A 21,866-nucleotide genomic window follows, 5' to 3' on the forward strand; every position below is an offset into this window, starting at 1 on the left:
GCCGAGTGGTGGGGCAAGAGCGTTTTGCTTACTTTTGCGCTGTTCAAAAGTGAGCCGCTGTAAGAGCGGAACCAATATCAGCCATCACCCAAATAACGGATATGTACCCACCCCCCCTGCCACGCCAATCATCCCCCAGCCTTATCGCGCACCATTCACCCCCAGCCGTATTTATTGTGACCCCAGGCCCCGTGCCTGACACTCAACCCATCCACCCCTAACCACCCCTGGAGTCCCCAATGAGTGAGCCTGTGCAGTTCCAAGACAAGGTCGTGATCGTCACCGGTGCCGGCGGCGGACTAGGCCGCGCCCACGCACTCCTGTTCGCCAGACACGGCGCCAAAGTGCTGGTCAACGATCTTGGAGGCTCAACCCAGGGCGAAGGCGCCAACGCCTCGGCGGCCGACCGCGTAGTGGCCGAAATCCGCGAAGCCGGCGGCATCGCCGAGGCCAACCACGACTCCGTCACCGACGGCGACAAGATCGTCCAGAACGCCCTCGACGCCTTCGGCCGCATCGACGTCGTGGTCAACAACGCCGGGATCCTGCGGGACAAAACCTTCCACAAAATGGAAGACAGCGACTGGGACCTGGTCTACCGCGTACACGTCGAAGGCGCCTACAAAGTCACCCGCGCCGCCTGGCCCCACCTGCGTGAACAAGCCTACGGCCGGGTGATCTTTACCGCCTCCACCTCCGGTATCTACGGCAACTTCGGCCAGTCCAACTACGGCATGGCCAAGCTCGGCCTGTACGGCCTGACCCGCACCCTGGCGCTGGAAGGCCGCAAGAACAACATCCTGGTCAACGCCATCGCCCCCACCGGTGGTACACGCATGACCGAAGGCCTGATCCCGCCGCAAGTCTTCGAACGCCTCAAGCCGGAATTGATCAGCCCGCTGGTGGTGTACCTGGGCAGCGAGGCGTGTCAGGAAACCTCCGGGCTGTTTGAGGTGGGCGGCGGCTGGATCGGCAAGACCCGCTGGGAGCGCAGCCTGGGGGTTGGGTTCGACCCTGAAGCCGGGTTCTCCCCGGATGATGTCGCCGCCCACTGGCAGCAAATCTGTGACTTCGACGGGGCCGCTCACCCCAAGGACAACATCGAGGCCTTGAAGGAGATGATGGCCAACCTGCAGAAGTACAGCCTGTGATCATTACGTGAAAAAGTTTTAATCAAGCGGGGCGCCATGGCGCCCCGCTTTATTTCAGGCATAAAAAAAGCCGCTGCAAAGGCAGCGGCTGAAGTAAGACGTTTGATCAAGGAGCAATAAATCAACGTCAGTGAACACCGGTAACAGATTGAAAATATTGATCAATCCATAAAAAACTGGCTGTTCTTCCAGGTTCTGGAAGCGGGCGGTTTGCCCTGAAAGCCAGGCAAGAATAGGCTTTTGTTACAAAATGAAAAATAGCGATTCGAGACAAGGACTGTTACCAAACCCGCAACAGTGGCAATAACACCTCATCCATCCTCCTGATAATCCTTCATCCATCTCGTCCATGGCCTCTCCAAGACCCCGGCCAGAGCGCCCTCTCATCCTTTCGAGCGACAACACGAATACCTCCTTGGTGCGCTTATCGCTCCTGATCGCGGGCAGTAGGGTGGGGCCTTCTGTCACACCACCGGGGAAGACGCATGACAAAAACAACAATGCGCGCCATCTTCAGGCCACAGGCGCTGGCCGCTGCGGTTGCTTTGGGTTGCTGTGCCCAGGCGCAGGCTGTTTCGTTCAACATCGGCGAGATCGAAGGGCAATTCGATTCCTCGCTGTCGGTCGGTGCCAGCTGGGGCATGCGCGATGCCGACAAGAAGCTGGTGGGCATTCCCAACGGCGGAACGGGCCAGGCTTCCACCGGCGATGATGGTCGCCTGAACTTCAAGAAGGGCGAGACCTTCTCCAAGATCTTCAAGGGCATCCACGACCTGGAACTCAAGTACGGCGACAGCGGCGTGTTCGTGCGCGGCAAGTACTGGTACGACTTTGAACTGCAGGACGAAGACCGCGAATTCAAGCAGATCAGCAATAACCACCGCGACGAAGGCGCGCGTTCCTCCGGCTATGAATTACTCGATGCATTTGTCTATCACAACTATTCCATCGGCGATTTGCCGGGCAACGTGCGCGTCGGTAAACAGGTGGTCAGTTGGGGGGAAAGTACGTTCATCGGCAACTCCATCAACAGCATCAACCCCATCGACGTTTCCGCGTTCCGCCGCCCTGGCGCCGAGATCAAGGAAGGCCTGATTCCGGTCAACATGGTGTTCGCCTCCCAAAGCCTCACCAACCAGTTGAGCGTGGAAGGTTTCTACCAGTTGAACTGGGAAAACACCGTGGTGGACAACTGCGGCACCTTCTTCGGTAACGACGTGGTGGCCCATGGCTGTAACGGCAACTACACCGTCGGCAGCCCGGCGATTGCGCCGTTGCAGCCGGTGGCGGCGGCGTTTGGCCAGGGCTTCCAGGTCACCAACGAAGGCGTTGTAGTGCAACGTGCAAAAGACCGCGAGGCGCGCGATGGCGGCCAGTTCGGCATGGCGTTGCGCTGGCTGGGAGATGACACCGAGTACGGCCTGTACTTCATGAACTATCACAGCCGCACGCCCACCGTCGGTACCATCACCGCCAACACCAACCTGGCAACCATTGGCGCTATTGCCAACGCGGCCAACGGGATCGCACCGGGTACCGGGGCCGGCCTGGCGCAAAGCACGATGCTCGGTCGCGGCCAGTATTACCTCGACTACCCGGAAAACATCCGCCTGTTCGGTGCCAGCTTCTCCACCACCTTGCCCACCGGCACCGCCTGGACCGGCGAAATCAGCTACCGCCCGAATGCTCCCGTACAACTCAACACCACCGACCTGACGCTGGCCCTGGTCAACCCGATTGCCGGCAACGCCGCTTCACCGATCAGCAGTTCCTTCGGTGCCGACAACGCCGGCTACCGCCGCAAGGAAATCACCCAGATCCAGAGCACCATGACCCAATTCTTCGACCAGGTACTGGGCGCCGAACGCCTGACCCTGGTGGGCGAGGCGGCCTTTGTGCACGTCGGCGGGCTGGAGGCGAAATCCAAGCTGCGTTATGGCCGTGACTCGGTCTACGGCCAGTACGGGTTCGGCGGCGACACCGATGGGTTTGTCACGGCCAACTCCTGGGGTTATCGCGCCCGGGCCATTCTCGATTACAACAACGTATTCGCCGGGGTCAACCTCAAGCCCAACGTGTCGTGGTCCCAGGACGTCAGCGGCTACGGCCCCAACGGCCTGTTCAACGAAGGCGCCAAGGCCATCAGCGTCGGCGTGGATGCGGACTACCGCAACACCTACACCGCGAGCCTGAGCTACACCGACTTTTTTGGCGGTGACTACAACACCCTCACCGACCGCGACTTCATCGCCCTCAGCTTTGGCGTGAACTTCTGATTTGGCTTAAGTAAGGACAAGAGACTATGCGCAAAATGATTCTGCAATGCGGGGTGTTGGCCCTGAGCCTGTTGGCCGCCAACGTGATGGCCGCAGTGTCGCCGGAAGAAGCGGCCAAGCTCGGCACTACCCTGACCCCGGTGGGCGCCGAGAAGGCCGGTAACGCCGATGGTTCGATCCCGGCATGGACCGGTGGTATCCCGAAAAACGCCGGGGCGGTGGACAGCAAAGGCTTCCTCGCTGACCCGTTCGCCAATGAAAAGCCGCTGTTCGTGATCACCGCCGCCACGGTCGACAAATACAAGGACAAACTCTCCGAAGGCCAGGTGGCGATGTTCAAGCGCTACCCGCAAACCTACAAGATTCCGGTGTACCCGACCCACCGCACGGTCAACCTGCCGCCGGAGATCTACGAGTCGATCAAGCGCAGCGCGCTCAACGTACACGCGATCAACGACGGCAATGGCCTGGAAAATTTCACCGGCAACCGCTACTACGCCTTCCCGATTCCGAAAAATGGCGTGGAAGTGCTGTGGAACCACATCACCCGTTACCACGGCGGCAACCTGCGCCGCATCATCACCCAAGCCACGCCGCAAACCAACGGCAGCTACACGCCGATCCGTTTCGAGGAAGAAGTGGCCGTGCCGCAACTGATCCCGGACATGGACCCGGTCAAGGGCGCCAACGTACTGACCTTCTTCAAACAATCGGTGACCGCCCCGGCGCGCCTGGCCGGCAACGTACTGTTGGTGCATGAGACGCTCGACCAGGTGAAGGAACCGCGCCTGGCCTGGGTCTACAACGCCGGCCAGCGCCGGGTACGCCGTGCGCCGCAAGTGGCCTACGACGGGCCGGGCACTGCGGCCGACGGCCTGCGCACCTCGGATAACTTCGACATGTTCTCCGGCGCCCCCGACCGCTACGACTGGAAGCTGGTGGGCAAGAAGGAGATGTACATTCCCTACAACAGCTACAAGCTCGATTCGCCGACCCTCAAGTACGATGACATCATCAAGGCCGGCCACATCAACCAGGACCTGACCCGCTACGAACTGCACCGGGTCTGGGAAGTGATCGGCACGGTCAAGCCGAGCGAGCGGCACATCTACGCCAAGCGCCACATGTACATCGACGAAGACAGCTGGCAGGTGGCGCTGGTGGACCACTACGACGGCCGCGGCCAGCTGTGGCGTGTTGCTGAAGGTCACGCGCAGTTCTACTACGACCATCAGGTGCCGGCCTACACCGTCGAAACCCTGTACGACATCATCGCCGGGCGCTACATCGCCCTGGGCATGAAGAACGAAGAGAAGAGCAGCTTTGTGTTCGGCTTTGCGGCCAAGGCGGCCGACTACACGCCGGCAGCATTGCGCTCGGAAGGCGTGCGCTAAAACCTGATTGAAATGCGATCAAACTGTGGGAGCGGGCTTGCTCGCGAAGGCGGTCTGTCAGTTAAAGCATCAGTGACTGATACACCGCCTTCGCGAGCAAGCCCGCTCCCACATTTACGGTGTTCCACCTTTAGAACGAGTGCCGGGTGGCCTTTTGGCTCCCGGCTTTTTTATGCCCGCCAATCAGCCTGCTGAATACTCCTCAACAACCGCCAGCCACAGGACTAGGGTAGGGCGCACGCCGCCTAATAATAAAAAACAGGGACGCAGTAATGACCGCCATGACCCGTTGTCTGGATCGTCCTGGATTCATGCCACGCTTGTCTCCCCATCATCTGTTGCGCCCGCGCCTGGCCGTGCCGCTGCTCAACGCCACGGCACGGGTGAAGTTGCTCTGCGCCCCGGCCGGCAGTGGCAAGAGTGCATTGCTCGCCGAGTGCGCGTTGCAGGCGCCTTCGCAGTGCCAGGTGTACTGGTTGCCGCTGAATGGCGTGGCCTCGGATTTGTGTCAGCGCCTGGCGCAAAGCCTTGGCCTCGACTTTGTTGATGAGCCCACCTTGCTGCTGGCCCTGAACCGCTGGCAAGCGCCGGCCTGGTTGTTTCTCGATGACTTCTGCCGCGTGCCGGCGCCTGAACTGGATGGGTTGCTTGACCGCATTCTGGCCGCCAGCAGCCCGGCCTTGACCTGGTGGATCGGCGCGCGGCGGCGGCCGGCCTGCAACTGGCCCCGGCTGTTGCTTGATGATGAACTGTGGGAATGCAGCGCTGCCGAGTTGGCGTTTGACCCCAGCGAAATCCAGCACTTGGCCGGGCCCAGTGCCGACAAGGTGTTGCAGTTCAGCGCCGGCTGGTGCGCCGGAGTGCGTATCGGATTGCTTGAAGGCGACGGGCACCCGGACAAAACCTTGCTCGACTACCTGCAACACGAGTTGTTCACGGGCCTGGCGCCGGAATTGGCCGAGGCCTGGCGCGTGCTCGCGCACCTGCCACGCTTCAACCCGAGCTTGTGTGACCACCTGTTCGGCTTTGGTGATGGTGGCGACTACCTGCGAGACTTGCAGACGCTGGGCGCCTTTATCGAGCCCTGGGAGGAGTCCACCGACTGGCTGCAAGTCTTCCCGCCACTGGCCCAACTGATGCGCGCCGAACCCTGGCCAGCCAGGCGCTCCTGGCACCGGCGCGCGTGCCAATGGTTTACCGCCGCCGAGGACTGGCAAGCAGCGTTTGAGCAAGCGTTGCAGGCCGAAGAGTACGAAGTGGCCGTAAGCCTGTTGCAGCATTTCAGTTTTGAAGACCTGTTCCGCCAGCAAAACGCGGTGCTGTTGTTGCGCCTGCATGAGCAGCATGGTGATGAATTGATGCTGGGCTCGGCGCAACTGGTGGGCTTGGTAACGGCGGCGTTGCTGTTTGCCGGGCGTTTCGACCAGGCGGCGTTGTGCATTGACCAACTGGCGCGTTTCACTCCGCAACCGACCGCGCACCTGCAGCGTTATCTGCTGGCCCGCTGGCAGGCGCAATGGGGCTGGCTGTTGCATCTGGGCGGCGAAGCCGCACGGGCCCGGGGGCATTTTCTCGAAGCCCTGCAAGACTTGCCCGAGAGCGCCTGGACGTCGCGCCTGATGTGCCTGTCGGGCCTGACCCAGCAAGCCTTGCTGCGTGGCGAGCTGGATGTGGCCCAGGCGCTGAACCGCGAGGCGTTGTGCCTGGCGCGCTCCCACGGCTCACTGCTGTTGGAGGCATTGTTGGAGCTCGATCATGCGCAGTTGCTGGAGCAGCGCGGCGCGCCGTATCGGGCCCAGAGCCTGCTGGAAAATGTGCAGCGCATGCTGGTGCAGCAGCGGCTTAAAGCCGGGCCGTTGATGGGACGGATTTGCTTGCGACGTGGGCACCTGGCGCTGCGCCAGGGCCACGACGCCGTGGCCGCCGAATGCTTCGAATCCGGCCTGGGCATGTGCCTGCACAGCCAGGACAAACGCGTGCTCTACGGCTACCTGGGACTGGCGCTATTGGCCGCCAACAAGGGCGATTACGCCCAGGCGTTTATCCAGTTGCGCGACGCTGAACGCCTGATGCAGCAACGCCAGGTGCCCGACACCGTCTATCGCGCCGTATTGCTGTTGCTCAGCGGGCATTTCTGGCTGCAACAGGGTCGCGCCGAACTGACCCTGGAGGCGGTGACCCGGGTGCTGCGGCACTACCGTGGCCCCAAGGCGAAACAAGCACCGCCGGCCACCCTGGAGTTGATCCCCAGGCTTGAATATTTGCAGGTGCTGGCCGAAGTGAAATTGCATCGCGCCGAAGAGCCCGTCGCCCGCCTGAGTGCGTTACTGGAGGCCGCCCGTCAGCGGGGCATGCTGTGCCTGGAAGCGGAGTTGCACTTGGTGCTGGGGGAAGTGGCCTGGCAAGTCGGCGATCGCCCGTTGGCCGTGCGCTCGCTGGAAGCCGGATTGGAACTGGCGGGGCGTTGCCAGGTACAGCAGGCGATTCGCGAGCTGCGCCTCAGGCAACCGGGGTTGTTGAGTGCGTTGGGGCTGGAGCCGCAGGAATGCCCGGCGGCGGCGGGGGAAAATCCCCTGAGCCAGCGCGAGCTTGAGGTGCTGCAACTGATAGCCCAGGGCAATTCCAATCTGGAAATTGCCAGCCAATTGTTTATCTCGCTGCACACGGTAAAAACCCATGCGCGGAGGATTCACAGCAAGTTGGGGGTGGAGCGGCGCACCCAGGCAGTGGCGAAAGCCAAGACGCTGGGCTTGATGGCCTGAAGCCATGCACTATTCGTCAAACAATGACGATCAAATGTGGGAGCGGGCTTGCTCGCGAATGCGGTGTATCAGTCACTGATGCTTTAACTGACAGACTGCATTCGCGAGCAAGCCCGCTCCCACATTTTGTTCTGTTGGGTGCCTGATACTGAGCGTTACGGCTGATAACCCATGCGCCAACTCACCGCCTGGGTCGCCGCCAGCAAACGCTTCGCCGCCGGGCCGTCTTCATCGGCATGGAACAGCGACGTCGGCCCCACCACGGTCAACACCGCCGCCACTTGCCCGACCGCGTTGAACACCGGCGCCGACAACGCGTCCACACCCGGCATCAGCAAACCATGCACAAAGTGCAAGCCGCGCTGGCGGATCTGCTCACAGGTGGTCGCGTATTCCTGGTCATCCGCCAACGCATGGGCAACGCCCGCCTGAATCTCCCGCTCGCGCAACTCCACGGTTTCCCGCGACGGCAGGAACGCGCTGAACACCAGCCCGGTGGACGAACTGAGCAACGGCAACACCGAGCCCAATTGCGTGACCACCGTCACCGCGCGCACCGCCGGCTCGATATGCACCACCGTCGCGCCCTGGTTACCCCAGACGGCCAGGAAGCAGGTTTCATTCAACTCATCCCGCAGTTCCGCCAGGGGCAGGGCGGCGACTTTCAGCACGTCCATGCTGCCCAGCGCGGCCAGTCCCACGCGCAAGGCTTCGCGGCCCAGGCCGTAATGGTTGGTGGCGGTGTTCTGTTCGGCAAAACCCGAGGCAATCAGCGCCTGCAAATAGCGGTGGACCTTGCTCGCCGGCATTTGCACGTGCTCGGCCAGGCGCGACAACGAGGTGGCCGGCGACAGTTCAGCCAGGGCCTTAAGGATGTCGGTGCCCACTTCAGCCGAGCGGACTTTCTGTTTACCGGTGTCGCGGGGGGCGGGCGGCTTTTCCATGGAGGGCATGAATCCGAAAGGCGAATGGGCGTCTTTATAGCTTGACGGTCAACAGGTATCAAATTACGTTATGCGTAACTGGATTACGATAAAAACAACTTCCGCTCAGAGGATGATCCATGACCCTCGAATACCAATCGGGTTTTGGCAATGAATTTGCCACTGAAGCCTTGCCCGGTGCATTGCCCGTCGGCCAGAACGCCCCGCAAAAAGCGCCCTACGGGCTGTACACCGAACTCTTCTCCGGCACCGCCTTCACCATGGCCCGCAGCGAAGCCCGGCGCACCTGGTTGTACCGCATCCAGCCGTCGGCCAATCACCCGGCGTTCGTCAAGCTGGAGCGGCAATTGGCCGGTGGACCGCTGGGCGCTGTGACGCCCAACCGCCTGCGCTGGAACCCGCTGGATATTCCGGGTGAGCCGACAGATTTCATCGATGGCCTTGTAGGCATGGTCGCCAATTCCGGATCGGAAAAACCCTCGGGCATCAGCATCTACAACTACCGCGCCAACCGTTCGATGGACCGCGTGTTCTTCAACGCGGACGGCGAACTGTTGGTCGTTCCCGAACAGGGCCGCCTGCGCATTGCGACCGAACTGGGTGTGCTGGAAGTCGAGCCACTGGAAATCGTCGTGCTGCCCCGGGGCCTGAAATTCCGCGTCGAACTGCTGGATGCCCAGGCCCGCGGTTACGTCGCCGAGAACCATGGCGCGCCACTGCGCCTGCCGGATCTCGGCCCTATCGGCAGCAACGGCCTGGCCAACCCACGGGATTTCCTCACACCCGTCGCCCATTACGAAGACCTCAAGCAACCGACCACGCTGGTGCAGAAATTCCTCGGTGAACTGTGGGGCTGCCAGCTCGACCATTCGCCGCTGAACGTGGTGGCGTGGCACGGCAACAACGTGCCGTACAAATACGACCTGCGTCGTTTCAACACCATCGGCACCGTGAGCTTCGATCACCCGGACCCGTCGATCTTCACCGTATTGACCTCGCCCACCAGCGTGCACGGCCTGGCCAACCTCGACTTCGTGATTTTCCCGCCCCGCTGGATGGTCGCCGAAAACACCTTCCGGCCGCCGTGGTTCCACCGCAACCTGATGAACGAATACATGGGCTTGATCCAGGGTGCCTACGACGCCAAGGCCGAAGGCTTCGTGCCCGGCGGTGCGTCGTTGCACAGCTGCATGAGCGCCCACGGCCCGGATGGCGAGACCTGCACCAAAGCCATCAACGCGACGCTTGAGCCCCACAAGATTGATAACACCATGGCGTTCATGTTCGAGACCAGCCAGGTGCTGCGTCCTACACAGTTCGCGCTGGAATGCCCGCAACTGCAACCTTCCTACGACGCTTGCTGGGCCTCGCTCCCTGCAACCTTCAACCCGAATCGGAGATAACCCATGACTCAGCCTAATCTCACCCGCAGTTGGGTGGTTTCCGCCAACGGTCACCGGGATTTCCCGCTGCAAAACCTGCCGTTGGGGGTGTTCAGCGTTAATGGCTCGGCACCGCGCAGTGGCGTGGCGATTGGCGAGCAGATTCTTGATCTGCACGCCGCGTTGGAATGCTTTGAAGGCGAAGCCCGCCGGGCCGTTGAAGCCACCGCTGGCGGCCAACTGAACGCATTTTTCGAACTCGGCCGTGGCCCGCGCGTGGCCCTGCGTGAACGCCTGCTGGAACTGTTGGCCGAAGGCAGCGACCAGCAAGGCAAACTGCAAGCTGCGCTGCACCCGGCTGCCGATTGCCAGATGCACCTGCCGGCCAGGATCAACGACTACACCGACTTCTACGTGGGCATCGAGCACGCGCAAAACGTCGGTAAGCTGTTCCGCCCGGACAACCCGCTGCTGCCCAACTACAAGTATGTGCCGATCGGCTACCACGGCCGCGCGTCGACGATTCGCCCGTCGGGCACCGAGGTCCGCCGCCCGAAAGGCCAGACCCTGCCAGCCGGCCAGACCGAGCCGACCTTTGGCCCCTGCGCACGCCTGGACTACGAGCTGGAGCTGGGCATCTGGATCGGCCAGGGCAATGCCATGGGCGACTCGATTGCCATTGGCGACGCCGCTGATCACATCGCCGGGTTCTGCCTGCTCAACGACTGGTCGGCGCGGGATATCCAGGCCTGGGAATACCAGCCGCTGGGCCCGTTCCTGTCGAAGAGTTTCATCACCAGCATTTCGCCATGGGTGGTGACGGCTGAAGCCCTGGAACCGTTCCGCAAGGCACAGCCGGCGCGCCCTGAAGGCGACCCCCAACCACTGCCATACCTGCTGGACAAGCGCGACCAGGCTGCCGGTGGTTTTGATATCGAACTGGAAGTGCTGCTGACCACCGCCTCGATGCGTGAGCAGAACCTGCCGGCCCATCGCCTGACCCTGAGCAACACCCAGCACATGTACTGGACCGTCGCGCAAATGGTTGCGCACCACAGCGTCAATGGCTGCCAGTTGCAGGCGGGTGACCTGTTTGGTTCGGGCACCTTGTCGGGGCCGGAAGCCGGGCAATTCGGCAGCCTGCTGGAAATCACCGAGGGCGGTAAAAAGCCGATCGAACTGGCCTCCGGCGAAGTGCGCAAGTTCCTCGAAGACGGCGACGAAATCATCCTGCGTGCCCGCTGCACCCGCGACGGTTTTGCCTCCATCGGCTTCGGCGAATGCCGGGGTACCGTGGTCGCGGCGCGCTGAGAGGGCAGGGCCATGGAACTCTATACCTACTACCGCTCCACCTCGTCCTACCGGGTACGGATCGCGCTGGCCCTCAAGGGCCTGGACTTCACCGCCGTGCCGGTCAACCTGCTGGTGCCCAAGGGCGGCGCCAACCGCCAGCCGGAGTACCTGGCGATCAACCCGCAAGGTCGCGTGCCGGCCTTGCGCACCGATGAGGGTGATGTGTTGATTCAGTCGCCGGCAATCATCGAGTACCTGGAGGAACGTTATCCACAGGTGCCGTTGCTCTCCACGGATCTGGCAACCCGTGCCCATGAGCGCGCGGTGGCGTCGATCATCGGTTGCGACATTCATCCGCTGCACAACTCCAGTACCCAGAATCTGCTCAAGCAATGGGGGCACGATGAAGCGCAGGTGCTGGAGTGGATCGGGCACTGGATCAGCCAGGGCCTGGCGGCGGTGGAGCAGTTGATTGGTGATCAGGGTTATTGCTTTGGCGAGCAGCCGGGGATGGCGGATACGTTCCTGATTCCACAGTTGTATGCGGCCGAGCGGTTCAAGGTGTCGCTGACGGCGTACCCGCGCATTCAGCGGGTGGCGGGGTTGGCGGCGCAGCATCCGGCGTTCATGGCGGCTCATCCCGCCAACCAACCGGATACCCCACCAGTCTGATCGTTCCCACGCTCTGCGTGGGAATGCCGCCCTGGACGCTCTGCGTCCGTGACGCGGAGCGTCACCTGATTCATTCCCACGCGGAGCGTGGGAACGATCTACACCACTATAAAAACAATACAGGTCCCTTGCGATGCACAATCAGATTGCCAGCTTTCGTGCGGCACTCGACGCCCGTCCGGTGTCGCGCTATCAGTGGTTGATTCTCCTGTTGCTGGCACTGTTGCTGGTCACCGACGGCTACGACGCCCAGGTCCTGGGCTACGTTGTACCGGCGCTGGCCAAGGACTGGGGCCTGGAAAAAGCCGCGTTCGGCCCGGTGTTCAGCGCCAACTTGCTGGGGCTGACGCTGGGCTCCCTGGCCGTCACGCCGCTGGCGGATCGCTTCGGGGTGCGGCGCATCCTGCTGTGCTGTGTGTTGATCTACGCCAGCCTCACGGTGCTGATGGTGTTCGCCAACTCTCTCAATACCTTGATGGCCGCCCGCTTTATCTGCGGCATCGGCATGGGCGGTGCAATGCCCAGCGCCATGGCCCTCATGTCGGAATACTCACCACCCCGCCTGCGAACATTGATGGTAACGCTCGCCGCCTGTGGCTTCTCTTTCGGCGGTGCGGCCGGTGGTTTTGTCGCGGCCGGGTTTATCGACAGTTTCGGCTGGCAGGCGGTGTTCCTCGCCGGTGGTGTGACGCCATTGCTGTTGTTTCCGTTTCTTGCCTGGATGTTGCCCGAATCCCTGCCACGCCTGCTGCGTGATGCACCGCCGTATGCGCGCCTGCAAAAAGTCACCGCGCGAATGCTGCCAGGCTGGCAACCGCCGCCAGCGAGCGAGGCTGAAAACCGCCAGGAGCAAGGCAGCAAACTGACGGTGGTGGAGCTGTTCCGCCATGGCTACGCGCGCCCGACATTACTGCTGTGGGCGACGTTTTTTGTCAGCCTGATCCTGCTGTATTTCATGATCAGCTGGCTGCCTTCGCTGTTGCTGGAAAGCGGTTTGGGCCTGAACGAAGCCAATCTGGTGACCTCGATGTTCCTGTTCGCCGGGACACTGGGCGCCATCGGCATGGCCTGGTTTGCCGACCGGCTCAAAAGCAAAGTGCGCCTACTGTCCGGCGTGCTGGCAGCGGCTGCGGTGTGCACCATCCTGCTGGGGCTGAATCACGACAATCCGCGCTATCTGGTGGCCTGCGTGTTTGCGGCGGGCTTCTGCATCATCGGCGGTCAACTGACCCTCAATGCATTCGCCAGCAACTTCTACCCGGCTCACGTGCGGGCCACCGGTACCGGCTGGGCGCTGGGTGTCGGGCGGTTCGGGTCGATCCTGGGGCCGCTGTTCGGCAGCCTGCTGCTGGCGATGCACATACCGGTGCAGCAGATTTTCTTCTTCTGCGCGATTCCGGCGGTGATAGCGGCGTTGTTGATTATCCAGGTGCGCTCGCCAGTCAATGCACCACAGAGTTCGGCGGCAAATGGCCCAGCCGTTCGGTCAGGCGTAGACGCTGGATCGGGTCTTCGCTGAGCATCAATGCGTGTTCCAGGTCAAAACGCTCGGCGTTCGGGCAATCCAGGCGCTGATACAAACTGGCCCGGGCCAGGTAGTCGGCGGCGCTGGCATTGCCCAGCTCCAGCACGCGTTCGGCATCCACCAGAGCGGCCAGGTGGTCGTCGTTGGACAGGTGCAACTGGCGCAGATTACGCGACAGCCGTTGCAGGATCGATCGCGGCTCGGCGGTGTGCAGGTGGTCGGCCTGCAACTTGAGATTGGGCCCGTATTGGCGGGTCAGCAGGTCGCGGCAATCGTTGGGGTACAGGCGTCGGCCGCCGCAGGGGTCGAGCAGGTGATCGGCGCCCGGCACCCGCAACAGGAAGTGCCCCGGGAAGTTGACGCCCACCAGCGGAATGTCCAGGCGCCGCGCCAGCTCCAGGGCAATCAGCCCCAAGGCCAGCGGCTGCCCGCGTTTACGCTTCAACACCTTGTCCAGCAGCGCGGCGGCGGGGCGCAGCGGGGTGTGGTCATCCTGGGCGAACCCCAGGTCGTTCATGCGCCGCAACAACGGTTGTCCGAGTTCATCCGCCGGCAGCATCGGCATGCTGAGGCTGACCAATTGCTGCAATACCTTGAAGTCCTGCAGGATGGCCAAGGGGTCCACCGCCGGGTCGTGCTCGGCCGCCATCCACAGCGCGGCTTCAAACAGCGCGGGCGGTGACCGTTCCAGGCAGGCAAAAAAGGCGTCGCGGGGCTTCATTGGGTTCTCCGGCGGATGTCTCGTTTTAGCCTTGCTGTGAACTTTCGTCCAGTGCCTTAAGACAGGTCCTACCTGTTTATGTCGCAAACCCTTTAAAACCGGTGGTCTTATTCCTGCGCGCTTCAGCAGGGTTTCGCTGGCGGTCCTATACTTGGCGCCTACCAGAAGTGATTCGGGAGCTTGACGATGTTTGCGCTCATGCACAGCACCCGCCTTGAATCGCTGCACCTGAGCGTTGACCCGGCCACCGGGTTGAAGGCGGTCATTGCCATCCACAACAGCCGCCTGGGTCCCGCCCTTGGAGGCTGCCGCTATCTCTCTTACCCCGACGATGAAAGTGCCGTGGCGGATGCCGCGCGCCTGGCCCAGGGCATGAGCTACAAGGCCGCGCTGGCCGGTTTGCCGGTGGGTGGCGGCAATGCGGTGATCATCCGCCCCGCCCATGTGGAAAGCCGCGCGGCATTGTTTGAAGCCTTCGGCCGCTGCATCGAGCAGTTGGATGGCCGCTACATCACCGCCATCGACAGCGGCACCTCGGTGGCGGACATGGATTGCATCGCCCAGCAGACCCGCTATGTCACCAGCACCACGGCGGCCGGCGATCCCTCGCCCCACGCGGCGATGGGCGTGTTCGCCGGCATCCGCACCACCGCGATGGCTCGCCTGGGCAGCGATAACCTGGAAGGTCTGCGCGTGGCGATCCAGGGCCTGGGCAATGTCGGTTATGCCCTGGCCGAGCAACTGCACGCCGCCGGGGCTGAATTGCTGGTGAGCGACATCGACCACGGCAAGGTGCAACTGGCCATGGAACAACTGGGTGCGCACCCGATTGCCAACGAAGCCTTGCTCAGCACCCCATGCGATATCCTTGCGCCCTGCGGTGTGGGCGCGGTGTTCAACCGCTACACGGTCGCGCAGTTGCGATGCGCAGCGGTGGCCGGCTCCGCCAGTGCGCAGTTGACCAACCTGCAAGTGGCCGATCAGTTGGAAGGCCGTGGGATTCTTTACGCGCCGGACTACGTGATCAACTCCGGTGGGCTGATCTACGTGGCCCTCAAGCACGGCGGCGCGGAGCTGGAAACCATCACCGCGCACCTGTCGAACATCGGCACACGCCTGACCGAGATCTTCGCCCATGCCCAGGCTGAAAAACGCTCACCCGCGCGGGTAGCGGATGAGCTGGCGGAGCGCTTGCTGTACCGCTGAGGCGGGTCAAAGCTGATATTTCTCCCGGGCCAGTTGGCCCACGCCCATACGATCAAGGATGTGCATCGGGCACAGGATCGTGACCCGCACGGTTCCCGGCAGGCGGCTGATTTCAATCGAGCCGTTGATGGTCGCGCGGTTGCGCACTTCGTCGAGCGGCAGCCCGGTCACGGCGGCTGCGCGTTCCAGTCCGTTGTCTGTCGCGACGTTGAGATTGGTCCCACTGCCGATGAAGGTGATGGGCGCGTTCTCCTCGATCTCCACCTGGCCCCAGCGCTCCCCCAGTGACTTCACTCGCAGGCGTTGTTCCGCGGTCATCGGGCGCGCCATGGGCGGCAGGTCATCGATGTTTTGCAGCAGGATCGGCCCGTCCAGGCTCAGGCCCTTGATCACCTGCACCGTCAGTTCGGTTTCCCCCGACACATCGGTGGCATGTCCGGCAATTTCGCCATTGCCCTGTTGAGCATGCATATCGCCCATGTACACCCCGGCGCCGGGGACCTTCACCGGGCAGATCAGGATGCAGCCTTCGCGCACGGAATTGGTGTCCATGTGGCCATCGGTTTTCGCGGCGTGCAGTTCATCATGGGTCATGCCGTAGCGATGGGGCGCGCCCACCAGGTACTGGCCGAAGTCGCCGCAGTTGTGGGAATCCGGCAGATCCCGTGAAGGCGTGGTGCCGATGTTGCCCAGGAATGGGCGCATATGCGCGGCCAGGCCCGGGATATCGGCGCGGGCCAGGGACAGGATCGAGTGCTGGGCAGACAATTCGGGCAGCGCCGACAGGTCCGATGCCTTGCCGGCCAGGCGATCCGCCACGGCCTGGTTGACCGTCAGGCTCACCTGATGCTCGGCATCCAGAACGATCACGTAACCATTGCTGAAACGAAACGCACTGACCTCGGCGCCACAGGCATCGCAACGAATGGCGTCATCGCCAATGCCTTCGACGTGGCTGGCGGGATGCTCTTGCCCGCAGTTGGAGCAGAACTTCGCGACGAACGGGTCGCCATGGTAGCGACCTTCGACGAAACTCATGACCCCCGAGGACGTGGCCAGGGAGGTGACGCGCATGCGCTTGATCTTCAGCGCCACCGCGTCGCCGATTTCGGCGCCGGCGATGAACACGGGCTGGGTCACTTCATGGCCACCCTCAAAGGCCGGCGTGATCATCGGGCCCCAGCAACCGGGCGGGGTGCCGGTGATCAAGGTGCCACCGTCGGCCAGCGGGCCGAGCATTTTCTGGCTGGGGCCGAGCAGCCCATTGGTGTAGGAGGTGACGGTGAGACGGTCGACAGATGGGAGGTTATTCATTTTATTTTCCGGGCCCTGGGTGATTGAATGTTGAACAGGCTTCATCACTTAAGCGCCGATGTGTATCTGTCGTGTGTCGCGCTGCCGCGATTGCCGGTACGTGTGTATCTCAGGGGCATCCATACACACTCTGATACACCCGCAGTGGCGGACACGTGCAAATACAGATATCTCTGTTATCGGCTTATTTTTTCAAACCCATCAGAACGAGGTTGGCATGTCCAAACAAACAGCAGGGCGCTCCAGCGGGCGCATGATTACCTTCAAACGCCCGGATGGCGCTGACGTCAACGGCTACCTGGCCAGCCCGGCGGTACTCGAAGGCGCGCCGGCGATCGTGGTGATCCAGGAATGGTGGGGCGTAAACGATCAGATCAAGGGCGTGGCCAATCGACTGGCCGAATGCGGTTACCGCGTGTTGGTGCCGGACCTTTATCGCGGCGCGTCGACCGTGGAAGAAGAAGAGGCTCACCACCTGATGGATGGGCTGGATTTTGGTGACGCGGTTTCCCAGGACATCAAGGGCGCCGTGCAGTACTTGCAGGCGGATTCGAAAAAAGTTGGTGTGACCGGTTACTGCATGGGCGGGGCGTTGACGTTGCTGGCGTTGAACGCGATTCCGGAAGTGGCTGCGGGCGTGGTGTGGTACGGCTTCCCGCCGCTGGAGTATCTGGATGCTTCGAAGATCAAGGCGCCGCTGATCGGGCATTGGGGCACGCAGGATGCCTTCTTCAATATCGACACCGTGGCGGAGCTGGAGGCAAAACTGCATGCTGCGGGTGTGGACGCGACTTTCCATCGCTACCTGGCGCGCCATGCGTTTGCCAACGAGACGGCGATTGGTGATGGTCGGATTGCAGACACGCAATACGATGCCGCCTGGTCGCAACTGGCGTGGGACCGCACGTTGACGTTCTTCGGCAAGACCTTGTGGCAGGCATGACACATGTGAAAGGCATCAACGCATAACCTGTGGCGAGGGAGCTTGTTGTGGTGAGGGAGCTTGCTGTGGCGAGGGAGCTTGCTCCCGCTGGGCTGCGCAGCAGACCCAAAAGCTTGGGAGCGCTGCGCACTCCAGCGGGAGCAAGCTCCCTCGCCACAGCAAGCCCCCTCCGCCACAGCAAGCCCTTTCGCCACTACAGGCAATGCATCACTCAGCCGCTGGCTGCCCAATCTCCGCCAATGCACTCGCATTGTTCTTGAACGCCGCCGCAAACGCCGCGCGGTTCTTGGCCATGAAAATACCGGCATCTTCTGCCTGCTTCTCGCTCAAGCCTTCGACGTTTTTCAACAGCACTTCCATCAGGGACTCTGCCAGTTCAAGCATCTGGTCGTGTGCGTCGGCAAGTTTGCGATCCACGAATGTAGTCTCCAGGTCACGGGTACTGCGATACAGGGTTTCAACAGCCATTTTTCGGCCTCGTCATCGGTGCAGTATTGAAGGGAGTTGCCCTTGGTTCGAGTGTCGCCATGCGTTTTTGCGACTACTGTATTTATATACAGCTAAAAGCATAAGCCAATCCATGGGCTTTGGGTAGTGGCTTTTCAATGTAGCTGGCAAATGCTGGTTTGCCCTATCGGAAACTTCTCACAGGTTGGTGGGGTTGCAGGAGCGTCATTCAGTGGCTTACCTTCTCCGGGCTTCGATTATGCGGTACACGAGTTTGGCGGCTCGAATTCAAGGAGCAAACATCTTGTAAATCCAAGGAATGCACCATGGTAAAAATGACTGCCTGTTTTACTGAATCGCCTATAAAGCCTCTTACCGCGCTTTTCGCTGTGACCCCAAATACTGACACTGAAACATTACTCGCCAACGCCAGCGAAACGTTGAGCAGTGCACGAGAAATGGCCTGTAGCCTGGCCTTCGAGCTTGAGGGCCCACAGCGAAGTTTGCTTCTGGCGATCCATCAACTGCTCGAAATGAGTGGGTTATTGGTCGATCAAGCGTTGGATCAGGTCGCGCCAACCTGAACCGGTATTCCAAATAAGTGGAGGAGGCAGGCTAAGTACGCTCGTGCGAGGCCTGTTCTTTTCAGTGGTTGAGTCCAAACGGCGACTTTTTCTGTTACTCACTTCATCGCTTGAGCCACGACAGTGAAAAGTCTAGCGACTAGACTCCTTTTTCATCGACAACGGAGGCCCCTATGAGTACTTCCTTTTTCCCTCGAACTCCCCTGACCGAAAACGAGGAGCAAGCTGCCAGCTACGACCGCTGGTTTCGTGCCAAGGTGCAAGCCGCTTTGGATGACCCTAGTCCCGGCATCCCTCACGATCAGGTGATGGCCGAAATGCAGGCGCTGATCGAATCCAAACGCAAGAAAGGCGATGCTGATTGAATGGGCACCCGCTGCGCGGGCGCAACTCTGGAAAATTCTTGATTACATCAGCGATCGCAATCCCAATGCTGCTCTTGAGCTGAACCGAGCAATAGAAGCCTCAGTATTGGCCCTCTCCCGCAGACCTCATCTTTACCGAACAGGCCGTGTTGGCGGCACACGAGAAATGGTCGTGCATCCCAATTACCTGGTGGTTTACCAAGTCACCGACTCTGTTCGGGTACTGGCGGTTTTACACGCGCGACAGCAACACCCTTGAGCAGTTGATGGTTGGGATGAGGAGTGTTTTTTGTTCTCCTCGCCCTTCACACGTGCCTCATATCACCCCGCCACCCTCTCACTTCCTGTTCCCTGGCCTTTTTTCTGCATGCAGAGAAACCGTCACGTCCAACCCGCATTATCCGGTCGAGCCGACCTAAGGAAGCATCATCGTGAAAATCAACTGGGCTGAAAACCTGCGCAAGACCGTGCACCAACTGGCCGAGTCCTTGGGAAATCTGTTCGTCGAGACCTTCCACTACCTGGCACTGTTCGCCATTGGTGCGGTGACCGCCTATGCCGCGGTGATGGAATTTCTGGGGATGCTGGAGACGGGGCACATCAAGATCGATGACATCTTGCTGCTGTTCATCTACCTGGAACTGGGGGCGATGGTCGGGATTTATTTCAAGACCAACCACATGCCGGTGCGTTTCCTGATCTACGTGGCGATCACGGCGCTGACCCGTCTGCTGATTTCCAACGTGTCCCACCACAACCCGCCCGACATCGGCATCATCTACCTGTGCGGTGGGATTCTGCTGCTGGCGTTCGCGATTCTGGTAGTGCGGTATGCGTCGTCGGCGTTTCCGTCGGTGAAGGTCGAAGGCCCGCGCCGCAAGGGCGAAGCGAGCCTTGAAACAGAGAAGGGCGAGCTCTAGAACCCTGCGTTGAGCGGCGGCCTGCTGACCGGCGGCCGCTGCAGTACCTGGTGGCTGTCCCCATCGGTCATCACCGCCAATATCTCCATCGCGCTATGCCCCTGCTCGATCGCAATCCCGAATTGCACACTCTGCACCAGCCGTTTCAGGCGCTGGGGGTCGTTGCGTTGTTCGGCGCTGATCATGCGTTTGGCCACGACGCCGTCTTCATCGGACAGGGTCAGCATGATGCTGCCGTCCAGCCGCTGGATGCTTAAATTGACCCGGTATTTCGGGGCGAAGGTGTCGGTGATGATCTGAAAAGGGTTGTCCATGGTGCGTTACCGCCTGATAAGAACATGCAGTCATTGACGACCGGTGTCGGGATTAGTTCGCGTTTCCTGACCACCGGCCATTCGCTCGCTGAGGTTTTCACAAGGTCCGTTTTCCTCAGTAGCTGTACAGCAAGGGGCGTGCCGTACAGCAATCTGCCTGCCATCAAATTTCCCCTGTGGGAGCGGGCTTGCTCGCGAATGCGGTGTGTCAGCCAATGATTACTCGGCTGAACGACCGCTTTCGCGAGCAAGCCCGCTCCCACAGTGGGTGGGTGGTGTTTTTGAGTTCGGTGATCCGTTTCAGGGCATGACCGAAAAAACGATCGCAGACAGCGCAATCAAACCGATCAACACCACAAACACGTTGGACGCCTGGCCCGAGTACTTGCGCAGGGATGGCACTCGGCGGATGGCGTACATCGGCATCAGGAACAACAGGCAGGCGATGATCGGCCCGCCCATGGTTTCGATCATGCCGAGGATGCTCGGGTTGAAGGTGGCCACGGCCCAGCAGGTGAGCACCATGAACAGCGCGGTGCAGCGCTCCAGCCACTTGGCCGACATGCTGCGGTTGCGCCCGCGCAGGGATTTGACGATCAGGCCCTGGAAGCCTTCGCTGGCGCCGATGTAGTGGCCCAGGAAGGATTTGGTGATCGCCACCAGCGCGATCAACGGTGCGGCGTAGGCGATGACCGGGGTCTGGAAGTGGTTCGCCAGGTACGACAGGATCGAGATGTTCTGCGCCTTGGCGGCGGCGAGGTCAGCCGGCGACAGGGCCAGCACGCAGCTGAAGCAGAAGAACATCACCGTCAGCACCATCATGCTGTGGGCCATGGCCAGGATGCCGCTGCTTTTGCGCTCGGCCTGCGGGCCGTACACGCGTTTCTGGTCGACGGCGAAGGCGGAGATGATCGGCGAGTGGTTGAAGGAAAACACCATCACCGGGATCGCCAGCCACAAGGTCTTGAAGAAGGCCGGCAGGGGCATGCCTTCGCTGGCGGAGGCGAAGAATGCACCGTTCCAGTTGGGGATCAGGCTCACCGCCAATAGCAGCAGGGCGGCGACGAAGGGGTACACCAGCACGCTCATGGCCTTGACGATCACGCCCTGGCCGCAGCGAACGATGGCCATCAGGCCGAGGATCAGCACCAGCGACAGGATTGCCCGGGGCGGTGCAGCCAGGTGCAGTTGGTGTTCCATAAAGCTGGTCAGGGTGTTGGTCAGCGCCACGCTGTACACCAGCAAAATCGGGAAGATCGCGAAGAAGTACAGCAGGGTGATCAGCTTGCCGGCGCCGATGCCGAAGTGTTCTTCCACCACTTCGGTGATGTCGCCGGATTTGCCCGACAACACAAAGCGCGTCAGCCCACGGTGGGCGAAGAAGGTCATCGGGAAGGCCAGCAGCGCCAGCACGATCAACGGCCAGAAGCCGCCCACGCCAGCGTTGATCGGCAGGAACAAGGTGCCGGCACCGATGGCGGTGCCGTAGAGGCCGAGCATCCAGGTGGTGTCGTGTTTGTTCCAGCCTTGTGTAACGGTGGTCGGCGTCAGGTCTACAGCGGGATTTTCGGCAGCAGGTGTACGTACATCGGTCATCGTTATTGCCTCGTTATTATTTTTGCGCGGGCTCACGTTGGGGCGATCAGGGAATGC

Annotated in this window: 20 protein-coding genes; 14 read left to right on the forward strand and 6 right to left on the reverse strand. The window is 61.4% G+C overall.

Annotated elements, in window-relative coordinates:
- Window positions 1-239 precede the first annotated feature (239 nt).
- The 4 genes from HX811_RS14560 (at window position 240) to HX811_RS14575 (ending at window position 7,583) form a co-directional block, all read left to right on the forward strand.
- Complete coding sequence (locus tag HX811_RS14560) at window positions 240-1,151, forward strand: SDR family oxidoreductase (RefSeq protein ID WP_008438591.1); 912 nt, start codon at window positions 240-242, stop codon at window positions 1,149-1,151.
- A 485-nt stretch (window positions 1,152-1,636) separates the two neighbouring features.
- Window positions 1,637-3,427: a DUF1302 domain-containing protein gene (locus HX811_RS14565; RefSeq protein WP_177040111.1), complete on the forward strand. Its 1,791-nt coding sequence runs from the start codon at window positions 1,637-1,639 to the stop codon at window positions 3,425-3,427.
- A gap of 26 nt (window positions 3,428-3,453) precedes the next feature.
- Window positions 3,454-4,821: a DUF1329 domain-containing protein gene (locus HX811_RS14570; protein ID WP_003212808.1), complete on the forward strand. Its 1,368-nt coding sequence runs from the start codon at window positions 3,454-3,456 to the stop codon at window positions 4,819-4,821.
- 272 nt (window positions 4,822-5,093) lie between these two features.
- Window positions 5,094-7,583 (forward strand): LuxR C-terminal-related transcriptional regulator, encoded by a 2,490-nt coding sequence (locus HX811_RS14575; RefSeq protein WP_177046348.1) that lies wholly within the window; start codon window positions 5,094-5,096, stop codon window positions 7,581-7,583.
- A 155-nt stretch (window positions 7,584-7,738) separates the two neighbouring features.
- On the opposite strand, the gene HX811_RS14580 is transcribed toward HX811_RS14575, so the two are convergent.
- Window positions 7,739-8,527, reverse strand: coding sequence for an IclR family transcriptional regulator (locus HX811_RS14580; protein WP_008438587.1), 789 nt, complete (start codon window positions 8,525-8,527; stop codon window positions 7,739-7,741).
- A 119-nt stretch (window positions 8,528-8,646) separates the two neighbouring features.
- On the opposite strand from HX811_RS14580, the gene hmgA reads away from it, so the two are divergent.
- The 4 genes from hmgA (at window position 8,647) to HX811_RS14600 (ending at window position 13,393) form a co-directional block, all read left to right on the forward strand.
- Entirely contained in the window at window positions 8,647-9,930 is a 1,284-nt protein-coding gene (gene hmgA / locus HX811_RS14585) for a homogentisate 1,2-dioxygenase (protein WP_177046350.1), read from the forward strand.
- A gap of 3 nt (window positions 9,931-9,933) precedes the next feature.
- A complete protein-coding gene (gene fahA, locus HX811_RS14590) occupies window positions 9,934-11,220 on the forward strand; it encodes a fumarylacetoacetase (RefSeq protein ID WP_102368145.1) in 1,287 nt (428 codons plus the stop codon).
- 12 nt (window positions 11,221-11,232) lie between these two features.
- A complete protein-coding gene (gene maiA / locus HX811_RS14595; RefSeq protein ID WP_177046352.1) occupies window positions 11,233-11,874 on the forward strand; it encodes a maleylacetoacetate isomerase in 642 nt (213 codons plus the stop codon).
- Window positions 11,875-12,007: 133 nt separating this feature from the next.
- Entirely contained in the window at window positions 12,008-13,393 is a 1,386-nt protein-coding gene (locus tag HX811_RS14600; protein ID WP_177008194.1) for an aromatic acid/H+ symport family MFS transporter, read from the forward strand.
- On the opposite strand, the gene HX811_RS14605 is transcribed toward HX811_RS14600, so the two are convergent.
- Complete coding sequence (locus HX811_RS14605) at window positions 13,317-14,120, reverse strand: SirB1 family protein (RefSeq protein WP_003212796.1); 804 nt, start codon at window positions 14,118-14,120, stop codon at window positions 13,317-13,319. The genes HX811_RS14600 and HX811_RS14605 overlap by 77 nt on opposite strands.
- Window positions 14,121-14,306: 186 nt before the next feature.
- Here HX811_RS14605 and HX811_RS14610 point away from each other — a divergent pair, with 186 nt between their 5' ends.
- Complete coding sequence (locus tag HX811_RS14610) at window positions 14,307-15,326, forward strand: Glu/Leu/Phe/Val dehydrogenase dimerization domain-containing protein (protein ID WP_010176963.1); 1,020 nt, start codon at window positions 14,307-14,309, stop codon at window positions 15,324-15,326.
- 6 nt (window positions 15,327-15,332) lie between these two features.
- Here HX811_RS14610 and HX811_RS14615 read toward each other — a convergent pair whose 3' ends face one another.
- A complete protein-coding gene (locus HX811_RS14615) occupies window positions 15,333-16,640 on the reverse strand; it encodes an acetamidase/formamidase family protein (RefSeq protein ID WP_177046354.1) in 1,308 nt (435 codons plus the stop codon).
- Between the two features lie 217 nt (window positions 16,641-16,857).
- On the opposite strand from HX811_RS14615, the gene HX811_RS14620 reads away from it, so the two are divergent.
- Window positions 16,858-17,583: a dienelactone hydrolase family protein gene (locus HX811_RS14620; protein ID WP_023659147.1), complete on the forward strand. Its 726-nt coding sequence runs from the start codon at window positions 16,858-16,860 to the stop codon at window positions 17,581-17,583.
- 207 nt (window positions 17,584-17,790) lie between these two features.
- Here the strand turns inward: HX811_RS14620 and HX811_RS14625 are convergent, their stop codons facing one another.
- A complete protein-coding gene (locus tag HX811_RS14625; protein WP_003212789.1) occupies window positions 17,791-18,051 on the reverse strand; it encodes a YebG family protein in 261 nt (86 codons plus the stop codon).
- Between the two features lie 305 nt (window positions 18,052-18,356).
- Between HX811_RS14625 and HX811_RS14630 the strand changes: the two genes are divergently transcribed.
- The 4 genes from HX811_RS14630 to HX811_RS14645 all read left to right on the forward strand — a co-directional run bounded on the left by HX811_RS14630 (window position 18,357) and on the right by HX811_RS14645 (window position 19,899).
- The gene (locus tag HX811_RS14630; RefSeq protein ID WP_177046356.1) at window positions 18,357-18,614 is read left to right on the forward strand and encodes a DUF6124 family protein; all 258 of its coding nucleotides are present in this window, start codon (window positions 18,357-18,359) and stop codon (window positions 18,612-18,614) included.
- A gap of 173 nt (window positions 18,615-18,787) precedes the next feature.
- Entirely contained in the window at window positions 18,788-18,979 is a 192-nt protein-coding gene (locus tag HX811_RS14635; protein ID WP_177046358.1) for an antitoxin, read from the forward strand.
- Window positions 18,969-19,238, forward strand: coding sequence for a type II toxin-antitoxin system RelE/ParE family toxin (locus HX811_RS14640; protein ID WP_177046360.1), 270 nt, complete (start codon window positions 18,969-18,971; stop codon window positions 19,236-19,238). Before HX811_RS14635 ends, HX811_RS14640 begins: the two co-directional genes overlap by 11 nt.
- Window positions 19,239-19,410: 172 nt before the next feature.
- Window positions 19,411-19,899, forward strand: a complete 489-nt coding sequence (locus HX811_RS14645; RefSeq protein WP_003212783.1) for a phosphate-starvation-inducible protein PsiE — start codon at window positions 19,411-19,413, stop codon at window positions 19,897-19,899.
- Here HX811_RS14645 and HX811_RS14650 read toward each other — a convergent pair.
- Together HX811_RS14650 and HX811_RS14655 are read right to left on the reverse strand one after the other, a co-directional pair.
- Entirely contained in the window at window positions 19,896-20,213 is a 318-nt protein-coding gene (locus tag HX811_RS14650; protein WP_003212781.1) for a DUF3509 domain-containing protein, read from the reverse strand. The genes HX811_RS14645 and HX811_RS14650 overlap by 4 nt on opposite strands.
- A gap of 300 nt (window positions 20,214-20,513) precedes the next feature.
- On the reverse strand, window positions 20,514-21,809 hold the full coding sequence (locus tag HX811_RS14655) for a serine/threonine transporter (RefSeq protein ID WP_177046362.1): 1,296 nt from the start codon (window positions 21,807-21,809) through the stop codon (window positions 20,514-20,516).
- Window positions 21,810-21,866 lie beyond the last annotated feature (57 nt).

It is taken from the genome of Pseudomonas sp. F8002 (genome assembly GCF_013385495.1).
In the GTDB taxonomy this organism is placed as follows: domain Bacteria; phylum Pseudomonadota; class Gammaproteobacteria; order Pseudomonadales; family Pseudomonadaceae; genus Aquipseudomonas.

What these genes read in the sequence shown, in the direction of transcription:
- HX811_RS14560 (WP_008438591.1), top strand. Translation starts at nt 240, where the DNA reads ATGAGTGAGCCTGTGCAGTTCCAAGACAAGGTCGTGATCGTCACCGGT.
- HX811_RS14565 (WP_177040111.1), top strand. Translation starts at nt 1,637, where the DNA reads ATGACAAAAACAACAATGCGCGCCATCTTCAGGCCACAGGCGCTGGCC.
- HX811_RS14570 (WP_003212808.1), top strand. Translation starts at nt 3,454, where the DNA reads ATGCGCAAAATGATTCTGCAATGCGGGGTGTTGGCCCTGAGCCTGTTG.
- HX811_RS14575 (WP_177046348.1), top strand. Translation starts at nt 5,094, where the DNA reads ATGACCGCCATGACCCGTTGTCTGGATCGTCCTGGATTCATGCCACGC.
- HX811_RS14580 (WP_008438587.1), bottom strand. Translation starts at nt 8,527, where the DNA reads ATGGAAAAGCCGCCCGCCCCCCGCGACACCGGTAAACAGAAAGTCCGC.
- hmgA (WP_177046350.1), top strand. Translation starts at nt 8,647, where the DNA reads ATGACCCTCGAATACCAATCGGGTTTTGGCAATGAATTTGCCACTGAA.
- fahA (WP_102368145.1), top strand. Translation starts at nt 9,934, where the DNA reads ATGACTCAGCCTAATCTCACCCGCAGTTGGGTGGTTTCCGCCAACGGT.
- maiA (WP_177046352.1), top strand. Translation starts at nt 11,233, where the DNA reads ATGGAACTCTATACCTACTACCGCTCCACCTCGTCCTACCGGGTACGG.
- HX811_RS14600 (WP_177008194.1), top strand. Translation starts at nt 12,008, where the DNA reads ATGCACAATCAGATTGCCAGCTTTCGTGCGGCACTCGACGCCCGTCCG.
- HX811_RS14605 (WP_003212796.1), bottom strand. Translation starts at nt 14,120, where the DNA reads ATGAAGCCCCGCGACGCCTTTTTTGCCTGCCTGGAACGGTCACCGCCC.
- HX811_RS14610 (WP_010176963.1), top strand. Translation starts at nt 14,307, where the DNA reads ATGTTTGCGCTCATGCACAGCACCCGCCTTGAATCGCTGCACCTGAGC.
- HX811_RS14615 (WP_177046354.1), bottom strand. Translation starts at nt 16,640, where the DNA reads ATGAATAACCTCCCATCTGTCGACCGTCTCACCGTCACCTCCTACACC.
- HX811_RS14620 (WP_023659147.1), top strand. Translation starts at nt 16,858, where the DNA reads ATGTCCAAACAAACAGCAGGGCGCTCCAGCGGGCGCATGATTACCTTC.
- HX811_RS14625 (WP_003212789.1), bottom strand. Translation starts at nt 18,051, where the DNA reads ATGGCTGTTGAAACCCTGTATCGCAGTACCCGTGACCTGGAGACTACA.
- HX811_RS14630 (WP_177046356.1), top strand. Translation starts at nt 18,357, where the DNA reads ATGGTAAAAATGACTGCCTGTTTTACTGAATCGCCTATAAAGCCTCTT.
- HX811_RS14635 (WP_177046358.1), top strand. Translation starts at nt 18,788, where the DNA reads ATGAGTACTTCCTTTTTCCCTCGAACTCCCCTGACCGAAAACGAGGAG.
- HX811_RS14640 (WP_177046360.1), top strand. Translation starts at nt 18,969, where the DNA reads ATGCTGATTGAATGGGCACCCGCTGCGCGGGCGCAACTCTGGAAAATT.
- HX811_RS14650 (WP_003212781.1), bottom strand. Translation starts at nt 20,213, where the DNA reads ATGGACAACCCTTTTCAGATCATCACCGACACCTTCGCCCCGAAATAC.
- HX811_RS14655 (WP_177046362.1), bottom strand. Translation starts at nt 21,809, where the DNA reads ATGACCGATGTACGTACACCTGCTGCCGAAAATCCCGCTGTAGACCTG.